Genomic DNA, 17,602 nt, shown 5'->3' with positions numbered 1-17,602 from the left:
CGTGGCCCTATTAAAAAATTTAAGTTGATCATTAAACCACCTGCTAATGCTATTCTCTTAGGATGTTTTAATGCACCACTCACAGTTTCCCAAGATAATTCCTATCAAGTAACACTTGATAATTTTAAACCCACAAGAGATTTAGACTTTCTTTTTGTACATCGAGGTAATCCATAAGATGAAAACGCGTAGAGCCAAATCTTTTCATTAAAAGAGAATGGAGTTGTTATTTGAATTGATAGATTGCATCGATAGCCGGATTTTGAGTTAAAAAGGCGTCTCTTTTGGCCTTTATTTCTTCACTCAGGTTATCAGGCCTTGTTCTCAATAAGGCTAAGATACCTCTATTGCTTTTTATTTCACTGAAGTTCTCGGTAAGTCATCATACATTGATGTTGAATGAGGCGGATTGTAGATTTGCGGCAAATAAGCATTGAGTCATTATTTTCGCCCCAACCTATTAATTTTATTACGCCTGCTAGCTAACCTTGCTGCCCTTAAGAGGAGCAGGGTTGCTAAATGACACCAGCAAAAGAACTACCGATTGTCATTGAAAAATCACACGAAGACGTTGATCAGATCATTGCATTAATACACTCATCAAACTTACCAGAGGGAACAAAACCTTTTTCATTGGGTGTATTCACCTGGCTTACTGGATCCCGCGCGCACTGGTCGAGCATAAAATAACCGTATCCAATTTAAAGGTCTTATCTTTGGCAAAGGAGATAAGGCAACGAAACAACAAGACAAATCTCCAGGAAGAAGAGAATAACGCCGATTCAGAAAAATCCGAAACCAGCCCTTCAAATGATGAGAGCCATGAGCCCAAAGAACCTACAAGACATGGACGCCTTTCGCATACCGCCTACATCAATGCACAGGAACACACCATTACCATAGAGTCTCTAAGTGCTGGACAACTATGCCCACGTCACTGTGGTGGCAGGCTTTATTCCATCAATCCCGGCATCCTCATTAATATCAAAGGACAGAATTTAGCTTCCGTTAATAAATATTGGATTGAGAAGCTGCGATGTGCTTTATGCAATGTGATCTTTTCCGCCAATATTCCAGCCCATGTCCACCAGGAAAAATATCATCCAAGTTTTAAAGCCATGCTAGCCTTACAAAATACTACATGGCCATGCCTTTTCATCGACAAGAATATTTTCAATTGCTCATTGGCTTTCTCATTCCCTCCTCTACCCAATGGCAACTCATGGAAGAATTAGCTGGTTGTGCGTTATTAGTATTCCCAGCATTAGAGATACTCGCCGCTAATGGCTCTTTAATTCACAATGATGATACTGTTCTTCGAATTGTAGATACTATTCGTCACAACAGACTAAACCCTGATAAAAAACGAACTGGCATGTACACCACAGGAATATTGGCACAAAACGGCGCCCATAAAATAGCACTCTTTTATAACAGCCAACGTCACTCTGGCGAAAACATGGAGCTCCTTCTTAATAAGCGCCATAAGAATAATGACAAGGTCATCCAAATGTGTGATGCACTAAGTCATAACATCCCAGAGACCCATGTCACCATTGTGTGCAACTGCTTGTCTCATGGCTTTCGTAAGTTTGATGAGTTGCAGGCATTCTACCCAGAACATTGCCTGCCCATCATGAAGTGGCTTTCAATTCCATTTAAGATGGACGAGGAATCAAAACAACTTGGGCATGATGAACAACAGCGTCTAATCTATCATCAAAAGCACACCAGACCTGCGATGATGGAATCAAAGGCGTATATGGAAAATCTTCTGACATCTAAACAAGTCGAGCCTAATGAGTCCTTAGGTAAGGCCATCAACTACATGTTAAAGCATTGGGAAAAACTCACCCGTTTTTTGCAAGTTCTAGGTGCGCCCATTCACAACAATGACTTGGAACGAGGATTAAAAATCCCTATCCGAGGACGTAAGACCTGGCTGTTTTATAAAACCGAATATGGCGCTATGGTAGGCAGTGTACTCACCAGCATTATTTATACCTGTGAGTTAGCAGGAATAAACCCCTTTGAATACTTGGTGGCACTGCAAATTTATAAAGACCAAATTGTTAAAAAGCCCAAAGCATGGCTTCCCTGGAATTATGAGGCCACCAAGGCTTTGTTCGAATCATCACTGGCCGCATAAGCAATAGAGCGCCAATCATCTGGAAGGCTTGCTTTTATGGGATGGCCTTGGGCAAGAAGTATCAATAATTCACTGGAGCGTAATTCAACGAAGGGACTCAATCCACTAGGGCACCATGCCAGCTTGCCTCGACTGAACCGCTTCTGGCAGAGCCAAAAACCACTCGCATCATACACTAATAGTTTCACTGAAGTTCGCATGCGATTGGTAAAAACAAATACGGTACCGCTGAATGGGTCATCAAGAAGCTTTTTTCGGCATAGGGTTTTCAAGCCATCGATGCCTTTTCTAAAATCAACGGGTTCAACAGCAAGTAACAACCGATGTTGTGGGGTAATCTGCAGCATTGTTACCCCAGAAAATCCAGCATGAGCATTGATACCCTACTCATCGGTACTGCATTGATTTTCAGTATACTGCCACAGGGACGATGAAGTTCAACACTACAAGGTACACCGCTATTTGATAGAAACTCTGAATCAAGCCTCGTAGGTTTTCCTTTTATCTCAACAAACTGCAAGTCAGTATCAAGCCAGTATTCTGTACAGGCATTAATTTTTTCCTGATTTGGATTGGACTAATCCCTAAATGACTGCCGATTTTCGAAGGAGTATAATCACCCAATAATCCCTTGACTTGCTCCCATAACTTGTCTGGAATTTGCTCCCGCTTTGTTCGTGTGGCTCGCCAGTGTCTAAAGGCTTGTTTGACCGTGTCTAATTTATTTGTACCATTTATCATTAAATCGCCTCCTAAAATCATTGAGGCTATAACTAAACAACCAACATATCTTCAGTCATGCACCCTTGCCGAAAACCAATTTTGGAACGGCAATAGGGATTGCATGCTTACTCCCCAAAAACACTTTGGGCTGTAAAATAGGATTTAGTTACAGTCTAAAATTCGCATATGAATTTCTTATTGTCGGATGAATCAAGCCAGGAAACCCTAACCAAGACCAAGCTTAAAATAAATAAGTTGAAATTCTTTGCTTCCTTTAATCAATTCACTCAAAAAATAATTGCATGTCTTTATGGGGAATCCCGGCATCCATGTATTCATTACTGCATATCAGAAAACCTAATTTTTCATAAAATGGGATTGCATAAGTTTGTGAACTTAATTTGATTTTTTTTATCCATGTACGTTGCTGAAGATCAGACAATATAAAGCGCATGAGTGCAACCCCTAATCCTTTTCCTTGATATTCATCCAATATAGCTACTCGCTCAATTTTAGCAAAATCCTCTACATACCTCACCCGAACAGTTCCAGATGGATACTCATTGTACAATAAAAGGTAGTGTTCACTCTCTGCATCTTTTCCATCCACCTCCTCATGTAGAGGAACATCCTGGCCTTCAACAAACACTTTAAAGCGAATTTCCAGACATTTTTTAATATCCTCCTCAGAAGAGACCTTTTTAATAAAAATTGTCATATCAGTATCCATTTTGATTTATAGTTCATTATGCTTAACCTAACTCGTAACCTGCTAGTATAGCATATCAAAAAAGACACACTGCAAAATGATACAGCATCTCTTAAACTGCTAAATATCACAAGGAGTTTGACAATCTATAAACAGACTTATCCACAGAAAATGTGTATAACATTAGAAATGTAGCTTATATCTATAGTTCATAAAACATTGATAAAATCAGGATATTAAGAATTTTTTAAAGTTGATTTAAAATTAGGTTGAAAAAATTATCCACAGAATTTGATGTATGAGGACAATGCAGAAGCCGACATTCTAAACAAACAAAAATAAAAAAAACAGTCTTGACATGAACTAATTTTGAAAAATATTGTCAGTGTTCCTTAGCAGAATAGCTTGAATGAGTAAGTACTTCGCAACTTGTGCTATAACGAAAAATTTTAGCCAATTTCATTGGTTTCAATTGAATGTTTACCTCTATTTTTAACATTACCGGGATTTATATTGGAATAGATTTCGAAAGCGATAGCTTGCGGCTCTTTTTTTAAATAGTTTAAAAAGGATGAAACCTCATTATAGACAGCTGGAATTTTAGTATCTTGTTCGTTTAATAATTCATAACTACTACAAGAAGAAATAAATTGAAGCATTGGATTAAAATATCCTCCTATATTAATCAGTCCAAACGATTTTTTAATAACTCCTATTTTGATAGCACACCAGGTTTCGAAAAGCTCATCAAATGTACCAATCCCTCCGGGCATCGCTATCAACTGCGATGATTTTTCATGAATTAAACGTTTTCGTTCATACATGGAGCTCACTATATGTAATTCATCCAGAAACTCGCTTGGTGTCTCAATTTTAGCAAGGTATTCAGTAGTTATTCCAATAACAGTTCCACCATAAGATTTAACCGTTTTAGCAAGAAGCCCCATTAAGCCAGTTCCTCCTCCACCATACACCACTGTATGTCCTAGTTTGGCAATTCCTGTTCCTAAAGAGACAACGGCTTCTTTAAAAGCTGGATTATTTCCCATGCTTGATCCAAGGTAAACACCTATTGTTGGGGAAACAATTATTTCTGTATTACTCATAAATTAAATACCCTTGTAGTAGTGACCCAACCGTTCGAACTTATTTCGTTTTTTACATAGATATTTTTATAGTAACTGAATATTTCTGCTATAAAAACATATAGACAATTGACAACATTTTTTTCGAACTGCTTAACTATAAGTGATAAATTAATGGCTCGCAATTTTAAAATTAGCATACACATTAGTATTATGGCCTTATTTGTGTTTTTGTTAAGTCTGATTGGCTTTACTATTATTGGTATTAATTATCTCGCTTTCAATAAGCTTCTTAATAATAGTGCAAAGGATTTAATTGCAAAAACATCTTTATACGTGAGTGAGCGATTTCAAGCTTATTTAGATCCCTTAAACCATAATTTAATTGAAATAAGAAATGCGATCAGGAATGACATTATCAACTCTGATAAAGAGAAGTTATTTGAGCAATTTCTATTCGAAACAATCCAGGGTAACCCAAACATGTTCATGATCCACTATGGGGCAGCAAATGGTGATTTCTTTAATATAAATAGAGAAGAAAAAAGAGGATTACAATTAATCCACACTGTGAACTCTAAACCTCCTTTTGTAAACATTCGTTATGAGCTGGATAATCAAGGAAAAATAATTAAAAAAAAATCGACAACTATTCCCTATGATCCAAGGAACCGTCCTTGGTACCAAGAAGTTGTGCGCAACAAAAAACCAATATGGACCAACACATATAAATTTTATTTGTTTGGTAAAAAACCCGGTGTTGCTGTTGCTGCTCCGATATATGATAAAAATAATAATCTAAAAGGTGTTGTTGCAATCGCTTTGACCATCAATCACCTCCAACAATTTATAAAAGAGCTGGAGCTCACGAAAAATACAATGATTTTTGTCATTAACAACAATTCAAATATCATTGCTTTTCATGATCCACGGATTGCAGAAAATATTTTAGGAAAAAAGTTAGATCCCGAGTTACTAAAAAAACTTAATATTCCACCCAATATACTCGATGAACATTTTTACTCAAAAATACAATCCTATGTAAATGGAAATCAAAAATATTTTTTCTCATATCAACCGATATTCAACAAATTAGGAATAGAACCTTGGCATATTTTAATTATTACTCCTGAAAATGATGTGATAAAACCACTAAAAAATTTAAGTAAGGGCTACATTTTATTAACTGTATTAGTTTTATTTATTGGAGCAATCCTGGTTCGCTTTGTCTCCCAGAAAATATCAAATCCCATCATTCAATTAGCCGAAGAATCAAAAAAAATCACCATGTTTAATCTTAAATCCAAGTCACCACTAAAGACTATAATTAAAGAAATCAGTTATTTGGATAAGGCATTATCTACCCTACGTTCGAGTTTAACTTCCTTTCAGCGTTATGTTCCTCATTCTTTAGTTAAAAAATTAGTACATACGGGAAAAATTGCTCGTGTTGGCGGTCAAAATCAAACCATTTCTATTTTATTTTCAGACATCAAAAACTTTACAACCATTTCAGAATCAACACCCCCGCAAAAACTAATGACTTATTTATCTGATTATTTTCAGTCTATGACAGAAGCGGTAATTCAACACGAAGGTACACTGGATAAATACATCGGTGACGCAGTTATGGCCATATGGAATGCCCCCACAAAAGATGAGGAACATGCGTTTCATGCTTGTGAAACAGCCAGGGTAATGAATTTACGCCTTAAAAAGCTGAATATAAAACATAAACAAGAGGGATTTCCCGAATTTAACATTAGAATTGGCATTCACACTGGGGAGGCTATTGTCGGTAATGTAGGTTCTGAAGACAGACTTAGCTATACTGCCTTAGGTGATACAGTGAATTCAGCAAGTCGTTTGGAATCAATAAACAAGAATTATAATACGCAAATTATTGTTAGCGATGCAACATTCAATCAAGTATCAGATAAATTTCCTTTTCGCTTTTTAGATGAAGTTGCTGTTCGCGGTAAACAGGAAAGCATTGCAATTTATGAGCTAATCACTGCTCAAAACCTTGGAAATCTTGAGCGACACAAACAAGAATTTACTCAAGCATTTTCACTATATCAAAAAGGCTTATGGCATAAAAGCATAGAAGCATTTATGGCAATTACCCCTGCTTATCCAGGCGATCAATTAGCTTCCATCTATATTGAGCGTTGTCGAGTTTTAGCTCATAACCCACCTGATCATTGGGACGGTGTATGGCGTTGTTAAAGTGAAAAAAGATGCATGCATATAGCAATATGCTCATCGATTTTCCTATAATAAATAGTATAAATAAAGCAAAGGATGGATTCATGGAAGTACAATTCTTAGGTGCCACTCAAACAGTTACGGGTTCGAAATATTTAGTACAAACCGAAAATATGAAAATTCTTGTTGATTGTGGCCTTTTTCAAGGTTATAAAGAACTTCGATTGCGAAATTGGGCTTCTTTACCTGTTAATCCTCAAAATATTAATTATGTTTTGCTTACCCATGCTCATATTGATCATAGTGGATATATTCCCTTACTGGTAAGAAATGGGTTCCGTGGAAAAATAATTTGTACCGAGGGAACCTATGATCTGTGTAAAATTCTATTACCCGATAGCGGCCATCTTCATGAGGAAGAAGCTAATTATGCAAATAAAAAAAACTACTCAAAGCATCATCCAGCCCTTCCTTTATACACTCGAGAGGATGCTGAACGCTCACTGAACTATTTTCAGCCCACAGACTTAAACAAACCATTTAAAATACATAAAGATTTTTATGCAAGCTTTCATTATGCAGGCCATATTCTTGGCGCATCATTTATCCAGATTTGTCATCATAATATATCTGTACTTTTTTCAGGAGATCTTGGTCGTACTCAGGATCCTATTATGAATCCACCTCAAGCACCCATAGAGTCCAGTTATTTAGTTGTTGAGTCAACCTATGGCAACCGTTCACATGATAAAACGGATCCAGAGAAACAACTTGGAGAAGTAATTAACCGTACAGTGAAACGTGGCGGTATTGTTTTAATCCCTGCTTTTACGGTTGGTCGTACTCAATCTTTGTTGTATTACATTCAACAATTAAAATCAAAAAAAATAATTGCGGATATTCCTGTTATTGTGGACAGTCCCATGGCTACTAATGCAACAGAACTATTTTCCCGTCATACAAATGAAAATCGATTAACTGCCCAGCAATGTGCAGCGCTTTGTGGTATTGCACGCTACGTTCGTACTACAGAAGAATCGATTGCATTGAGCCATCAAAAAATGCCCATGATCTTAATCTCTGCAAGTGGAATGGCCACAGGAGGTCGAGTGGTACATCATATACGAAATTTTGCCCCAAACCCTAGAAATACAATCCTGTTTAGTGGTTTCCAGGCAGGGGGAACCCGTGGTGATCGAATGATCCGTGGTGAAAAGGAAATAAAGATGTTTGGGCAAATGGTTCCAATTCAATCTGAGGTAATTCAGATGGAAAATATGTCTGCACATGCAGATTATACTGAGATACTGGCTTGGTTAGCCCATTTAAAAAATGCACCCAGAAAAGTTTTTATCACCCATGGTGAAAAAGAATCTTCCGAATCTCTTAAGGTTAAAATAGAGCAAAAATTTCATTGGAACTGTGTGATTCCTAACTATTTAGATCAAGAAAAGTTAAAATGAATAAGCCCAAGAAATCCAATAAGTTAAAGTTAGTTAAATTAGGGATTGATACAAAACAGGAATTTATTCTTTTTATACGTTCAGACTGTTTTATTTGTATTTCAGAGGGTTTTGAAACACAGGCTCGAGTTATCGTTCGGTTAAATAAAAAATCGATCATTGCAACCATGAATATTATTCACTCTGAGATATTGCAAGACTCCGAAGCCAGTCTTTCCGAAAGTGCCTGGGAACAACTCAACGCCAAAGAAGGTGAATATATTAATATCTCTCACCTGCTTCCCGTTAAGTCTATAGACTACGTACGCTCTAAAATATATGGTAATACATTAACCGCACCTCAGTTTTATGAAATTATCAGTGACATAGTAGCAGGTAAATATTCCGATATTCATTTATCAAGTTTTATTACTGCTTGTGGTCATGACAACCTAAGCATTGACGAAATTATTTACCTTACCCAATCTATGGTAAATACAGGCGAGCAATTGCATTGGAACCATCCAATTATCCTTGATAAACACAGCGTTGGTGGTATTCCAGGCAATAGAACTACTCCTATTGTTGTAGCAATTGTGGCTGCAGCTGGCCTCATTATTCCCAAAACTTCATCACGGGCAATCACATCTCCTGCAGGAACTGTTGATACGATAGAAACGATGACCGCAGTAAATCTACCTCTTTCTAAAATCCGCAAGATAGTTGCACGTGAAGGTGGTTGCATGGTTTGGGGAGGGGCATTAGGTTTAAGTCCAGCAGATGATATTATTATTCGAGTAGAAAGGGTGCTGGATATTGACCCCATGGGACAAATGATAGCTTCCGTTCTTTCTAAAAAAATTGCAGTGGGCGCAACACATGTGCTTATAGATGTACCCGTTGGGCCAACAGCAAAAATTCGTTCCGAACTTGAATTTTTCAAATATCAAAATTATTTTTCTCTAGTAGGTAAAGCCCTCAACCTCCAGGTTATTACTTTAAAAACAAATGGCAACCAACCTCTTGGCATAGGTATTGGCCCTGCATTAGAAGCAAAAGATATTTTGTCCGTGCTACATAATAATAAAGATGCCCCTATCGATTTAAAAAATAAAGCCATTACACTTGCTGCCATCTTGCTTGAATTGGGAAAAAAAATATCGCATCAGGAGGCTACAGAGTTAGCAGTAAAATTACTGGAAAGTGGCACTGCTCTAAAAAAGTTTCTGGCAATTTGCGAAGCTCAAGGTGGTTTTAAAATCCCCTCTACTGCATCATTTACACGGGATATTATTGCGACACAAAATGGGCTTATTACCGAAATTGATAATAGAAATCTAGCTAAAATTGCAAAATTGGCAGGAGCTCCTTATGAGCCTGCCGCAGGCATTGAATTTTATGCAAAATTAAATACTCAAATAGAAAAAGGACAATTGTTGTATCGCGTGCATGCTGAATCTAAAGGGATTTTAGATTATGCCTGTACTTATGCTTCATCTATACCCAACATTATTAAAATCACACCCAAACAAACATAGTCTAAGAGTAACCCTATGGATAAGTATATTCTTTTTTCATTACCAGGAAATTCAGAACTTACAAAAAAATTAAGCTCTAAACTTGCTATTGAAGTCGGCAAAGCAGAAATACGAACATTTCCTGATAAGGAATCTTATATTCGCATTCATTCAAAAATTAGAAATAAAACCGTTTTTTTAGTCTGCACACTTGCTCATCCTAATAACAAGTTGCTGCCACTCGTATTCTTGGCAAAAACTCTTAAAGAACTTGGAGCAAATAAAATTTGCCTGGTAGCGCCTTATCTCCCATATATGCGACAAGATAGGCGCTTTCATTCAGGTGAAGCAATTACCTCGACGATTTTTGCTCAATTACTTTCGAGCTGCATTGATGGGATGATTACTATCGATCCACATTTACATCGAATATCTCAACTTTCAGAAATATACACAATCTCCCCCCTAATAGTGCTGCATGCTGCAAAAAATATTTCTGAATGGATTTCTCACCATATTAAAAATCCCATTTTAATAGGCCCCGATGAAGAAAGCCGACAATGGATTTCTGAAATCGCTAGTTTTAACAATCTTCCTTATGTAATTGCGCAAAAAAAACGTTTGGGTGATAACCAGGTGATTGTATCTCTACCCGAGATACAGGATATTAAAGGCACTGCCGTCCTTATTGATGATATCATTTCTTCTGGAGCAAGCATGTTAGATACGCTAAAACAAGTAGTAACCTATGGCTTTAAAAATTCGATATGTATTGGTGTGCATGCCCTTTTTAATTACCAAACAAAAGACATGCTCTTAAACGCCGGAGCAAAACAACTCATTACGTGCAATACCATCTTGCATTCCACGAACCAAATCGATATTTCGAATATCCTTGCAAAGGGATTGTTGAATTATATTAAAAAAACTTAATGGGATGAATGGTCAACACGACTTAATCCAATGCAATAAAATTGGATGGTTCTCTGTCAATAAACCGTTTGATTAATTGCTGCCAAAAGGGACGATATAAAACATCAAATAAAGGATGTGAATCATCAACAGGAAAACAAGGCCCATGATTTACTTCCAATAACCAAAGCTTATTACCCTCTGCTTCAATCATAAAATCAAATCCAAAACAAGCAATTCGAGGCTGGCTATCATGCCAAACAGTGGCAAATTGCTTTTTTAGGCTCTTCACCACAAGCTGGCACATAGAAATAATACCCTGCTTATAGGGTTGAAAAATGGCCATATCATCACTTAAGCGTTGGACAACATTAAGGCGTTCATCACTAAGATGTTCATTGGTGAGATGGGCTTCCAGCAGGTTAAAATTATCTTCTTGATAAGGCTTTAAGGCAATATTTAAATAACCACTAGGAAAAAGTGCCGAGCCTGCGTGTGTAGAGACGACAAGCAATTCTCGAATAGAAAATTTATGACCAAATGTCGGACCCTGAATAAGTTGCGGCCTATCAATATAACGCTGTAAAACTTGAGGTCCCCCCATGCGAGGATGGGAAAGAAAATGTGCCTCAACATCATTTAAGTCATGAAATATATGAATATGTTGTCCATTATTCAACATGGAGGGTTTCAATATCCAAGGAAAGTTAGCAGATTGTGAGTTACCAACATTAGCCAATACAAAAGGCCAAATTTGATCATCGATATAAAAAGTCTTCGGCATCAAATGTTCGAGATGGTTTTCTTGTAAGAACGAAGCCAGCAGATGTTTATACTCAAGTGTTTCACTAATCAACGGCGAAAACCTAAGCCAATCTTCATTCACTGACGCCAGTGCCGAAAACTTGCTTGGCTTCCATCCCTCGGCTTTCAAGAAACGTGTCAAATTAGCATGTGTTGGCGATTTTTCCTCTGCTAAATGAAATTTTCTCATCATCTTTTGCTATTCATTTTTTCAATTCTGTAGTTCATAAACAAGTATAGCCTTCATTTAATAAGTTCGTAATACCTGATTTCATAGAATGTTCTTTCTAGATAAATTCTTTGATAGCTGGTCAATAGCCTATATAATCATTAGTTACAAATTCAAATTAGGGTTAGGCTGCTAAAGCTCAACCTAAGCCAGGCTAGAGGATAACTATGTTTCAATCCATTTTAATACTTGCGTTAATGACTTTTAGCGCCATCACTCAAGCAGCGCTCCCCAATGATCCAATTCAGCGCTGTTTGGATATTAGAAGGCTTGCAGATTTTACTACAAGACAGAAAATGGCCGCGAAAGAGCCTGGTGTATTGCGCTTTAAATTCCATAAAATTTCAGCATCAGAACTACCGTTAGATAATTCTGTAGGAAACATGGATGAAGTGATTAAGGCATTAAATAATCAGATTGTAAACTGTAATAAAAAACACGCTGAATTTCAAACAGTTACGATTGCTGGTCAAAAATTCAAGCGCCAAGAATGGTGCCTTAATACCAACCAAAAAATGCTTGCTCTTGCAAAAGAAGCCCATGGTAATTTTCAAAAATATCTAGCATCTATTAAAAGCGAGTTTGACTGGTATAAAAGTGATGGCTGGCCTGAAAATCATGCAGGATTTAAAAAAGGCGAGTTCCAATTTACTGCTTATTACGCGCCAGCCCCTCTTGAAGCTCGTACCAAATATGATGGAGCATTTTTATACCCCATTTATAGTAACCCAGGAGTTGTACAAGCAACATCGGAAAGTAAAAAACTTCATTTAAACACCCCTCTCTGTGGTGTTGATCCACTGACCAAAATAGCACGTGGATTTTGCTTGAAAAATGCCAATAACACCTATTCTTTAGTGCCAGATCGAGAGGAAATTAATCATGGGGCTTTAAATCCAAAGTATATAATTGGGTATGTTAAAGATCCCAATGACCCAGCTTTTTTAATGCTTCAAGGCTCTGGCTCATTACTTCTGGATGGCAAACTATTTCGTCTAAATTATGATGGCGCTAATGGTAGGCCGCGGACGATGCTTGGCCGCATAGTTCAATGCGCCCAAGACCCAACTTGTGGGGGTAATCTGAATACAATGGAGCGTTGCGCAAAAGATCCTAAATGCCATGATGAAGCAAAGTTACGCTGCAATGTATCTAAAAAAATTAAACAAAGCGGTGGATCAGAAAAACTAATTCGTCAATACTTAAATAGTCTACCCCCTGAAAAAGCCGAGGATTTGAGAAATCGCGATCAAAGTTTTGTTTTTTTTGCTAAAGAGGATGGTGGACCTTATGGTTCAGATAATATTCCTCTAACCCCCCATGCCTCATGCGCAACCGATCACCGAGTCATCCCTATAGGAATGAATTTTATTTATCAATCCAAAAAAACTACTTCCTGGTGTGTGGCCCAAGACGCGGGTGGGGCTATTGTAGGGGCTCATGTTGACGTTTATAAAGGTGAGGGGAATCAAGCTGGTATAGAAGCAAATGGGTTAAATCATGCAGGCTCATTATATGTAGCCCTACCAAAACAAAAATAGACCCCAGATATCTGCTCCTTAGCGTTAGTGATGATTTTTTAGTCCTCTAAAGCACAATTATACCTGGAGCAGATAATCCTCTTTATGTAATTATTTGGTCACTGGTAGGACAGAGCCCCCTACCTCATCCATTCTTGCTGTGATATCTTATGAGCCAGACCCAGAGTCTTTAGTAGCATCTTGAGCCGCAGACCTATTATTTCCTTGAGCTGAAACTTCCCCCTGTCCACGAAATGCTTTGCCTAGGACACCTTTAGCCTTACCAACAGCTTTAATACCCAAACCACCCATGCTTTTTCCATTTGACCTTGAGCTTGTTGTGTTTCTTTGCCTGCCTCTTGAGTTTTGCCTTTTACCTCTTCACCCCACTGTGTTGATTCTTGGCCGATACTTTCAGGTGTGCCTCCAATCCACCGTAATACTTTGTCTGGCAAGTAAGTGATTAGGGTAAATGACTTTTGGATAACTGTTAAATACATCATAGTGTAACTTAATATAGAGAAAAAGAATGCATAAATGGCGGTTCAATCACTAAGCGCTCCTCCCCCCCCCACCGGCACTCTGCCATACCGTATTTTGAGCCACAAGATCTACGGTACTTTGTTCTTGTTGCACAAATAATATGGCTTGATCATACCCAGAATTTAAAATCCAAGCACCCACATAAGACAAGGCGATTGCAACATTTATTTTTTCTACTGAATTCTAAATAATTCAATCCAACGCGAGAATATTTGCGCAGCATAATAAAATAATATCTTTACATAGCTCTATGTCTTTTCTGCTTTTTGTTGATTATGAATTAAAGCTTATCTTCTAATTTCCTTCTATAGTTGCTTTTTTGTCGGTAAATATAATTGATACTTACTTGAAAAATATTTGTTTAGCTTTGTCTACAAGAGATGATTGCGTTGCGTCAATATTCTACAACAAAGACCTAAATTGCTTTTAGGCTACAGCTTACTTAAAACCCAAGCAGAATTTTTTTGAACTCATTTTCGATGAAGTGAATGATGACGTGGCCTATCTCATTGCAAATTTTGATAAAAATCCAAAGGGCAAGCTACCAAGCAGCATCACACGTCAAAGCATTAACCAACAAAACAAGTCATTCTAAATTTATTTGATTATCAAGACTGGTCGCCAAACAAAATTGCTGTGGTTGAATCCCATCTCTGTGAATTATTACGCCATTACCGAAAAGGCAATCATATATTTCGGTAGTTGTTGGTCTATTTTGAAAATCAGAAAATGAAGATAGTAATGTCATGGCTTATATCATGCTCATGAAAGATCATTATGGTCATAATAAAAAAGGTCAGTCATCCTTTAAATTACCCCAGGCTCTGGAGGACAGAATCTCAGAAATGGCCTTATACTATTGGAAAAAACTACGGATGATGAACAACTTGATTCTCATTTGCTTAAATTTTATGTATACTAAAAAATTTTTAACCGTTTGGATAAATGTTTGCTTTTTTGTTCAGCGCTGTATAATTAATTGCATTTAAGTCTATTTCTGTTTGCAATTCGCATTTGCTTCGTTTCTGAAATTTAACCCAATTTCCCAATAGCCCCGATATAACAAAATCTTATAGGTTATCAATACTATCTATCTTGATGTCATACGCCATTAATCATTTTTTAATACATTAGATGTTAGACACAAATTATTTTATGACATTGAGAGGCTATCATGTACACAGGAAAACAATTAAGAGAAGAATTAGACGCCAAAAAAGGTTTTTTAAAATTTGACATGGAAGATAATATTATTGATGCCTCAGTGGGCATTGAGGCACAAACTGATCGTTTCACCTACCACGGTGCGATTAAATTATTCTCTAACCCACCCACACTCCAAAACAGTAAATTTGTCTGTGAAGGCAATTTCACCTCCCTTGACAAAAAAACTAATATTCTCGCTCGCCCATTCTACTCCAAAAATAAATCAGGAGAATTGATCTATACAGGGTATATGCATGTCGCACTCTATGAGATAAATCAAGAGGGCCTAAATCCGGATCTACCTGAAAGCGGTAAAGGGGTAACAATTAAAGATGAAGGTTATATCCAAGAGAGTCATGTATCTTTTATTAATAAATTTAATCATAAAAATGTAGATAAAAATATATTTGAAACCAAACCAAGTATCAATGATATCCAGCAAGGAAGCGCATTTGGAGATTGTTTCTTATTAGCCGCGATAAATGCTATTTTGTCTAAAAAAGGTGGTGCTGATTATATAATGAATATGATTAAACAAGACAAGCAACATGCTTATGTCAAATTGTTTGATCTCGATACTCAAACACCGGTCATTTGCAGAGTAAGTTTGTCTGAGTTTCAAAATTATCTCGAAAATCCTAAGACTGGTTCTATTATTCAACACAATCAGCCATGGGTACATATCTTAGAGAAAGCCTACGCTGGAATGGGCTATGGTCCAGATGGTAAAAAACAATATCCTTCATTTCGAACAATTTATGGTAAAGGCGGACATCCTGAACAAGCACTATATGTTTTAACAGGACATAAACCGGTTCTTCATTCAATAAACAGGGCAGTTTTTACCCCGTGGAACGATGACTTTATAATGGGTTTTGCTCGCTTGAAATGGCAGCAATATACACAAGATAATCAAAGAACAGAGCAATTAGACAAAGAATATATTAATAAAATTGAAAATTATTTGTCTACGTCCCAAGAAAATAGTTTGATTTATGAAAAACTGTTTAAAGGAAAAATTAATCACTTATTCACATGGCTTGAGTTTATAAACAAAATCAGAACTAAAGACTATAACTATTACAAAAATCTGGTAGCCCCAGCCCCCTTGTCATCTCAGCAATTTGATACAGCACACTATACGACAATTATAAATGAGCTTAAGCGGCTTAATGGTGAACTTCTGAATATAAATCAAGAAGTAAAAGACATCTTAAACAGCTATGCTAACCTAATCGCACCTAAGTCCCCTTCAGCAAACCAACCACTGCAAGAGAATGAAACCCAATCAGTATATATTGCAGGTCCAACAGGAACTGGACAATATACAACCTATCAACATAGGATATTCGAAACGATTAAAAACGCACTTGAAAATAATTGTCCAATAACCTGTTCTATGGGAAACAATCAGCAAGGAGATGCCTTTTATGAAAAAGACGAGGTTCAGGGGCTTTATGCGCAGCATGTTTACACTATCCTCGATTATCGAGTAGAGCAAAATTCTTACGGTATAGACAGTAAATATTTAGTCTTGGCAAATCCCTGGGGCGAAAAAGGGGTATCGTATATCGATAACCATGGTACGTTGAAGTTACTGCTCACGGAGAAAGGTCAATTCAAGCTTGATTTGAATGACTTTACTCGTTTTACGAGTAAACTTCAAATAGGTACATCGCTCCAGATAACCGCTACAAAAGATCATCTTCAACAAAATAAGCAATGTTTACTTGAAAATCAAATAAAAGACTCGAGCTCCACTTGCTTAAAGTATAAAAAACTTATACATGATAATAGAGGAGATAAAAATAATTTTACTAACAACCCTATAAAATTAGGAGTGTAAATTAGATCGACTACCGACAAACTATTAAAATAGATGCTGACCTTTCGACAAGTTTTTTGCCGAAAGGTCAGGAACTGCGGCATTAAATAAGCCAAATAGACTCCCCATAATTTGACTTTTGGTACTGCTTAACACGCCATTAACAACGCCGAATAAATTGCTCGGAAATACGATGGAATAATCGCCAGGCGGGGGGCAAATGCCGCTAATTTATTCATCTCCTTCATCCCCGTAGACATTGAATTGGACAATCATTAATTCAATAGACTATCAAGGATGCTAATTTAGCTGCTTCCACATTAGTTTGATTTTAATAGACTGGAGTCATTCACTGAAGTGTTCCTTTTATCCACCAAAAACATTATTTGAAATATTTTTACTCTATTCTTAATTATAAAAATTCATCATTAAAATAATGATTAGTATGCTATCTAAAATTGGAATCATACATTCCAAATTTTCCTTTGGTTATATAATGCATTTAGAACAATAGTTGTTCGAGCATCATATTTTATAGAGTTAAGTACATCAATGAGTAGATCATCTCCTTCTGCGAAAGCAGAAGGTCTATTTAATAGACCGTGGCTGATTAAATTTAGAATAAGTCCATTGCTACCAGCCCCCCATTTTTAAAGGAGGTTGCTTTCATCGTGTCAAAAATGCGGGATAATATTCGAGAAATGAAGTTTCGGGCCAACGTTGAGCTCTA

15 protein-coding genes and 1 pseudogene are annotated in these 17,602 nt (G+C 36.9%); 9 read left to right on the top strand and 7 right to left on the bottom strand.

What is annotated here, in order from left to right:
* Positions 1 to 229: 229 nt before the first annotated feature.
* Positions 230 to 416 (bottom strand): annotated as a pseudogene (locus EKG34_RS18985) (ISL3 family transposase); the annotation flags it as partial.
* 103 nt (positions 417 to 519) lie between these two features.
* Between EKG34_RS18985 and EKG34_RS10960 the strand changes: the two are divergent.
* The 3 genes from EKG34_RS10960 to EKG34_RS10955 are packed head-to-tail and all read left to right on the top strand — an operon-like array spanning position 520 to position 2,149.
* Positions 520 to 690 carry a hypothetical protein gene (locus EKG34_RS10960; protein WP_003636403.1) on the top strand — a complete coding sequence of 57 codons (171 nt, stop codon included), beginning with the start codon at positions 520 to 522 and terminating at the stop codon, positions 688 to 690.
* 26 nt (positions 691 to 716) lie between these two features.
* Positions 717 to 1,235, top strand: a complete 519-nt coding sequence (locus EKG34_RS18230; protein WP_003636402.1) for a hypothetical protein — start codon at positions 717 to 719, stop codon at positions 1,233 to 1,235.
* Positions 1,148 to 2,149, top strand: a complete 1,002-nt coding sequence (locus EKG34_RS10955; protein WP_080619964.1) for an IS66 family transposase — start codon at positions 1,148 to 1,150, stop codon at positions 2,147 to 2,149. The genes EKG34_RS18230 and EKG34_RS10955 overlap by 88 nt, the downstream gene beginning before the upstream one ends.
* Here EKG34_RS10955 and tnpB read toward each other — a convergent pair.
* The 4 genes from tnpB to EKG34_RS10935 all read right to left on the bottom strand — a co-directional run bounded on the left by tnpB (position 2,104) and on the right by EKG34_RS10935 (position 4,687).
* Positions 2,104 to 2,496, bottom strand: a complete 393-nt coding sequence (gene tnpB, locus EKG34_RS10950; protein ID WP_003636399.1) for an IS66 family insertion sequence element accessory protein TnpB — start codon at positions 2,494 to 2,496, stop codon at positions 2,104 to 2,106. The two genes, EKG34_RS10955 and tnpB, sit on opposite strands and share 46 nt — an antisense overlap.
* 154 nt (positions 2,497 to 2,650) lie before the next feature.
* The gene (locus EKG34_RS10945) at positions 2,651 to 2,890 is read right to left on the bottom strand and encodes a hypothetical protein (protein WP_003636398.1); all 240 of its coding nucleotides are present in this window, start codon (positions 2,888 to 2,890) and stop codon (positions 2,651 to 2,653) included.
* Between the two features lie 265 nt (positions 2,891 to 3,155).
* Positions 3,156 to 3,590, bottom strand: coding sequence for a GNAT family N-acetyltransferase (locus tag EKG34_RS10940; protein WP_003636395.1), 435 nt, complete (start codon positions 3,588 to 3,590; stop codon positions 3,156 to 3,158).
* 440 nt (positions 3,591 to 4,030) lie between these two features.
* A complete protein-coding gene (locus EKG34_RS10935) occupies positions 4,031 to 4,687 on the bottom strand; it encodes an LOG family protein (protein ID WP_003636394.1) in 657 nt (218 codons plus the stop codon).
* Between the two features lie 153 nt (positions 4,688 to 4,840).
* Between EKG34_RS10935 and EKG34_RS10930 the strand changes: the two genes are divergently transcribed.
* From EKG34_RS10930 to EKG34_RS10915, 4 genes are all read left to right on the top strand, one after another.
* The gene (locus tag EKG34_RS10930) at positions 4,841 to 6,895 is read left to right on the top strand and encodes an adenylate/guanylate cyclase domain-containing protein (RefSeq protein WP_012979266.1); all 2,055 of its coding nucleotides are present in this window, start codon (positions 4,841 to 4,843) and stop codon (positions 6,893 to 6,895) included.
* A gap of 83 nt (positions 6,896 to 6,978) precedes the next feature.
* Positions 6,979 to 8,337, top strand: a complete 1,359-nt coding sequence (locus EKG34_RS10925) for an MBL fold metallo-hydrolase RNA specificity domain-containing protein (protein WP_003636392.1) — start codon at positions 6,979 to 6,981, stop codon at positions 8,335 to 8,337.
* Positions 8,334 to 9,854 carry a thymidine phosphorylase family protein gene (locus EKG34_RS10920; RefSeq protein ID WP_003636391.1) on the top strand — a complete coding sequence of 507 codons (1,521 nt, stop codon included), beginning with the start codon at positions 8,334 to 8,336 and terminating at the stop codon, positions 9,852 to 9,854. The genes EKG34_RS10925 and EKG34_RS10920 overlap by 4 nt, the downstream gene beginning before the upstream one ends.
* A gap of 15 nt (positions 9,855 to 9,869) precedes the next feature.
* Complete coding sequence (locus EKG34_RS10915; RefSeq protein WP_003636390.1) at positions 9,870 to 10,766, top strand: ribose-phosphate diphosphokinase; 897 nt, start codon at positions 9,870 to 9,872, stop codon at positions 10,764 to 10,766.
* 22 nt (positions 10,767 to 10,788) lie between these two features.
* Here EKG34_RS10915 and EKG34_RS10910 read toward each other — a convergent pair whose 3' ends face one another.
* Positions 10,789 to 11,742, bottom strand: coding sequence for an ATP-grasp domain-containing protein (locus EKG34_RS10910; protein ID WP_003636389.1), 954 nt, complete (start codon positions 11,740 to 11,742; stop codon positions 10,789 to 10,791).
* A 203-nt stretch (positions 11,743 to 11,945) separates the two neighbouring features.
* On the opposite strand from EKG34_RS10910, the gene EKG34_RS10905 reads away from it, so the two are divergent.
* The gene (locus tag EKG34_RS10905; protein WP_003636388.1) at positions 11,946 to 13,319 is read left to right on the top strand and encodes an MltA domain-containing protein; all 1,374 of its coding nucleotides are present in this window, start codon (positions 11,946 to 11,948) and stop codon (positions 13,317 to 13,319) included.
* A 242-nt stretch (positions 13,320 to 13,561) separates the two neighbouring features.
* Here EKG34_RS10905 and EKG34_RS18410 read toward each other — a convergent pair whose 3' ends face one another.
* A complete protein-coding gene (locus EKG34_RS18410; RefSeq protein WP_035905073.1) occupies positions 13,562 to 13,801 on the bottom strand; it encodes a hypothetical protein in 240 nt (79 codons plus the stop codon).
* Positions 13,802 to 15,015: 1,214 nt separating this feature from the next.
* On the opposite strand from EKG34_RS18410, the gene EKG34_RS10895 reads away from it, so the two are divergent.
* Positions 15,016 to 16,893, top strand: a complete 1,878-nt coding sequence (locus EKG34_RS10895) for a C2 family cysteine protease (RefSeq protein ID WP_003636382.1) — start codon at positions 15,016 to 15,018, stop codon at positions 16,891 to 16,893.
* Positions 16,894 to 17,602 lie beyond the last annotated feature (709 nt).

The sequence above is a fragment of the Legionella longbeachae genome, from assembly GCF_004283175.1.
GTDB lineage: Bacteria > Pseudomonadota > Gammaproteobacteria > Legionellales > Legionellaceae > Legionella > Legionella longbeachae.
This window is presented reverse-complemented; position numbering and strand designations above follow the sequence as displayed.

Coding starts and splice junctions, on each gene's coding strand:
- EKG34_RS10960 (WP_003636403.1), top strand. CDS start 520: ATGACACCAGCAAAAGAACTACCGATTGTCATTGAAAAATCACACGAA.
- EKG34_RS10955 (WP_080619964.1), top strand. CDS start 1,148: ATGCCTTTTCATCGACAAGAATATTTTCAATTGCTCATTGGCTTTCTC.
- tnpB (WP_003636399.1), bottom strand. CDS start 2,496: ATGCTGCAGATTACCCCACAACATCGGTTGTTACTTGCTGTTGAACCC.
- EKG34_RS10945 (WP_003636398.1), bottom strand. CDS start 2,890: ATGATAAATGGTACAAATAAATTAGACACGGTCAAACAAGCCTTTAGA.
- EKG34_RS10940 (WP_003636395.1), bottom strand. CDS start 3,590: ATGACAATTTTTATTAAAAAGGTCTCTTCTGAGGAGGATATTAAAAAA.
- EKG34_RS10935 (WP_003636394.1), bottom strand. CDS start 4,687: ATGAGTAATACAGAAATAATTGTTTCCCCAACAATAGGTGTTTACCTT.
- EKG34_RS10930 (WP_012979266.1), top strand. CDS start 4,841: ATGGCTCGCAATTTTAAAATTAGCATACACATTAGTATTATGGCCTTA.
- EKG34_RS10925 (WP_003636392.1), top strand. CDS start 6,979: ATGGAAGTACAATTCTTAGGTGCCACTCAAACAGTTACGGGTTCGAAA.
- EKG34_RS10920 (WP_003636391.1), top strand. CDS start 8,334: ATGAATAAGCCCAAGAAATCCAATAAGTTAAAGTTAGTTAAATTAGGG.
- EKG34_RS10915 (WP_003636390.1), top strand. CDS start 9,870: ATGGATAAGTATATTCTTTTTTCATTACCAGGAAATTCAGAACTTACA.
- EKG34_RS10910 (WP_003636389.1), bottom strand. CDS start 11,742: ATGATGAGAAAATTTCATTTAGCAGAGGAAAAATCGCCAACACATGCT.
- EKG34_RS10905 (WP_003636388.1), top strand. CDS start 11,946: ATGTTTCAATCCATTTTAATACTTGCGTTAATGACTTTTAGCGCCATC.
- EKG34_RS18410 (WP_035905073.1), bottom strand. CDS start 13,801: ATGATGTATTTAACAGTTATCCAAAAGTCATTTACCCTAATCACTTAC.
- EKG34_RS10895 (WP_003636382.1), top strand. CDS start 15,016: ATGTACACAGGAAAACAATTAAGAGAAGAATTAGACGCCAAAAAAGGT.